Below are 2620 nucleotides of genomic sequence, written 5' to 3'. Positions count from 1 at the left end.
CATGGAAAACCTCCCATTTCCCGATGTCCAAGAAATGGGAGGCAGTTCACAGGTACCTTTGTGGTGGTTTTGCTTGGGCGGATGACTCGGGTTACAATACGCCTGACATATCGTCCCCTTCTCCGGATGGGGACAGCGTAAGCGCTCTTGTGGCGGCACCGTAGGACTTAGAAGGTGGCTGCCGTGAGGGCGCTTTTTGTTTAGGTGCCCTCGCTTGGGCGCGCACAATGAAGGGAGAGCGTATGAAGGGCTTTGTTGCCGAGGATTCATTTTGGGAGCTGTTTCCGCAGGCGGTGGTCGGCGTCGTGGTTGTAAAGGGCATGAAGCCCGCGGCTCAGATCCCCCAGGAGGACGTGGATGCGATCGCCGCGTTGCTCGACCGCGCCAATATCGATGCGGAGCGTCATCTGACCAGCGATACTATCAGCGAGAACGCACCGGTCAAGGCATGGCGCGAGGCTTATCGGCTGTTCAAGACCAAAAAGGGCGCGCGTTGCTCAATTGAGAACCTGCTCAAGCGCGTGCTCAAGGGCAAACCGGTGGGCCACATTACGCCCGGGGTGGACATCTACAACACGGTGTCGCTGACCTACGCGCTGCCCGTTGGCGGCGAGGACCTGCATGCGATTGAGGGGGATCTTCGCTTGAAGGTGACTGACGGCGGCGATGCGTTCCTGCCACTTGGCGAGGAAACGGATGACCCGACGCTGCCCGGCGAGCTCGCCTATATCGACGATGCAGGCGCCGTGTGCCGCTGCTGGAACTGGCGCGACGGCGTTCGAACGGCGCTGTCCGATGATTCGGCCGATGCGTTCCTGGCGATTGAGTGCGTGGAGCCCGAGCGGATGGGGGATTGCCAGGCCGCGATCGATCGCTTAGCCGAGCTGCTCGAGCGCTATCTGGGAGCGACGGTTGTCGTTAAGACGCTTGTGACTCGTGACAATCCCTGCGTGGAGCTGTAGCGGCGCCTGCGGATCATGTTCGCCGGTCAAAACCACTACAAAGGTGCCTGTCCCCTTTGTGGTGGTTTTTATGTTGATGGGTTAACAAATGGGATATTTGGGTATGGGTGTTGCCTCGTGCGGCTAAGATGTTTACCCGTTAGCATCATGTAAGCGAAAGGCGGTCGTCTCCCATGCAGCAGAACGACGAGACACGTTTCGAGGACTTTGTCGGACTGATCAGCGGGCTCTACAAGGAGATCCAGCGCATTAAGACATCCGAGGGCGCAAGGCTGGGCCTCAAGGGCTCCGACGTTATGTGCCTGTACTATCTTGAGCGCAGCAAGGACGGCCTGACTGGCGCTGACCTGGCTCGCATGGCAGGCGTGACCCGTGCTGCCGTCTCGCGCACGCTCGCGCATCTGGAGGAGGGCGGCTACGTCGAGGTCGACGACTCGGGTGATGCGGCCGTTAAGTATCGTGCCCCGGTGCGCCTGACCGTTCTGGGCGGCGAGAGCATGAGCGAGGCGGACCGCATCATTCGCGAGGTGCTCGACACCACCGGTAAGGCTATGGGTGTGGAGCAGCGCGAGCAGATGTATGCGTCGCTGCGTACGATTCTCAACACCCTGCGTGAGATCTAAGGCCGCCAAGGCATTTGCTTCCCATTAAAAACTGCATAGTCCCGTTTGAGCGCGTATGCCGTGCCGGGGCATTGCTGTCAAAATTCCCCGCGCGGGACCTGCGCAAGAAAGGATTCGTTATGTCCGTCCGCATTATTACCGATTCCGCAAGCGATATGTCGCCGGCGGAGCACCCCGCTCTGCGTGTTCTGCCGCTGTCCGTCACCTTTGGCACCGATGTGTATATGGATGGCGTCGACATCGATCACCAGCGCTTTTACGAGATGCTTGTGGAGCGCGATGAGCTGCCCAAGACCGGTCAGGTCAACCCGTACGCCTTTTCGCAGGCGATTGCCGAAGCGCGTGAGGCCGGCGATGAGGCCGTGATTATTACCGTGGGCGCCAAGCTCTCGGGCACCAACCAGAGTGCTCGTACGGCACTTGCCGAGGCGCCGGGCGGCGACATGTTCGTCGTGGACAGCAATAACGTGACCTTGGGCGAGCGCGTGCTGGTCGAGTATGCGCTACGCCTGGTGGACGAGGGCCAGGGCGCGGCTCAGGTTGCGGCGGCTGTCGAGGCCGTGCGCGACCGCGTGGTCGTCATCGGCCTGCTCGAGACGCTGGAGTACCTGGTGCGCGGCGGTCGCCTGTCTGCTGCGGCCGGTGCCGTGGGTACGCTGCTCAACGTAAAGCCCGTGGTGGCTGCCGAGGACGGTCTGATCGTGCAGCTGGGCAAGGCGCGCGGTTCCAAGAACGGACGTAACCTGCTCAACCAGAAGGTCGAAAAGGCGGGCGGCATCGACTTTTCCATGCCGCTGGCGCTCGGCTATACGGGCCTTTCGGATGCGGTGCTCAAGAAGTATATCGAGGACAGCGCGGCACTGTGGGCTGGCCACACCGAGGGCGAACTGCCCGTTCACACCATCGGCGCCACCATCGGCACCCATGTAGGCCCCGGCGCCGTAGCCGTAGCCTTCTTCCAGCCCGTTAACTAGCCCACCTGCCAAAACCACCACAAAGGGGACAGTGAACTGCGCCCCGAAACTTGGACTGAAT

The 2620-nt window shown here is 61.2% G+C and carries 3 protein-coding genes; all 3 read left to right on the top strand.

Features of this window, described 5'->3' with window-relative positions; genetic code table 11:
* Positions 1–242: 242 nt before the first annotated feature.
* Positions 243–962: a B3/4 domain-containing protein gene (locus tag DWV43_RS09860; protein WP_117818429.1), complete on the top strand. Its 720-nt coding sequence runs from the start codon at positions 243–245 to the stop codon at positions 960–962.
* 173 nt (positions 963–1135) lie between these two features.
* A complete protein-coding gene (locus DWV43_RS09855) occupies positions 1136–1585 on the top strand; it encodes a MarR family winged helix-turn-helix transcriptional regulator (RefSeq protein ID WP_117818427.1) in 450 nt (149 codons plus the stop codon).
* Positions 1586–1704: 119 nt separating this feature from the next.
* Positions 1705–2559 carry a DegV family protein gene (locus DWV43_RS09850; protein ID WP_117641033.1) on the top strand — a complete coding sequence of 285 codons (855 nt, stop codon included), beginning with the start codon at positions 1705–1707 and terminating at the stop codon, positions 2557–2559.
* Positions 2560–2620 lie beyond the last annotated feature (61 nt).

It is taken from the genome of Collinsella sp. AF05-9 (genome assembly GCF_003465595.1).
Classification (GTDB): domain Bacteria; phylum Actinomycetota; class Coriobacteriia; order Coriobacteriales; family Coriobacteriaceae; genus Collinsella.
This window is presented reverse-complemented; position numbering and strand designations above follow the sequence as displayed.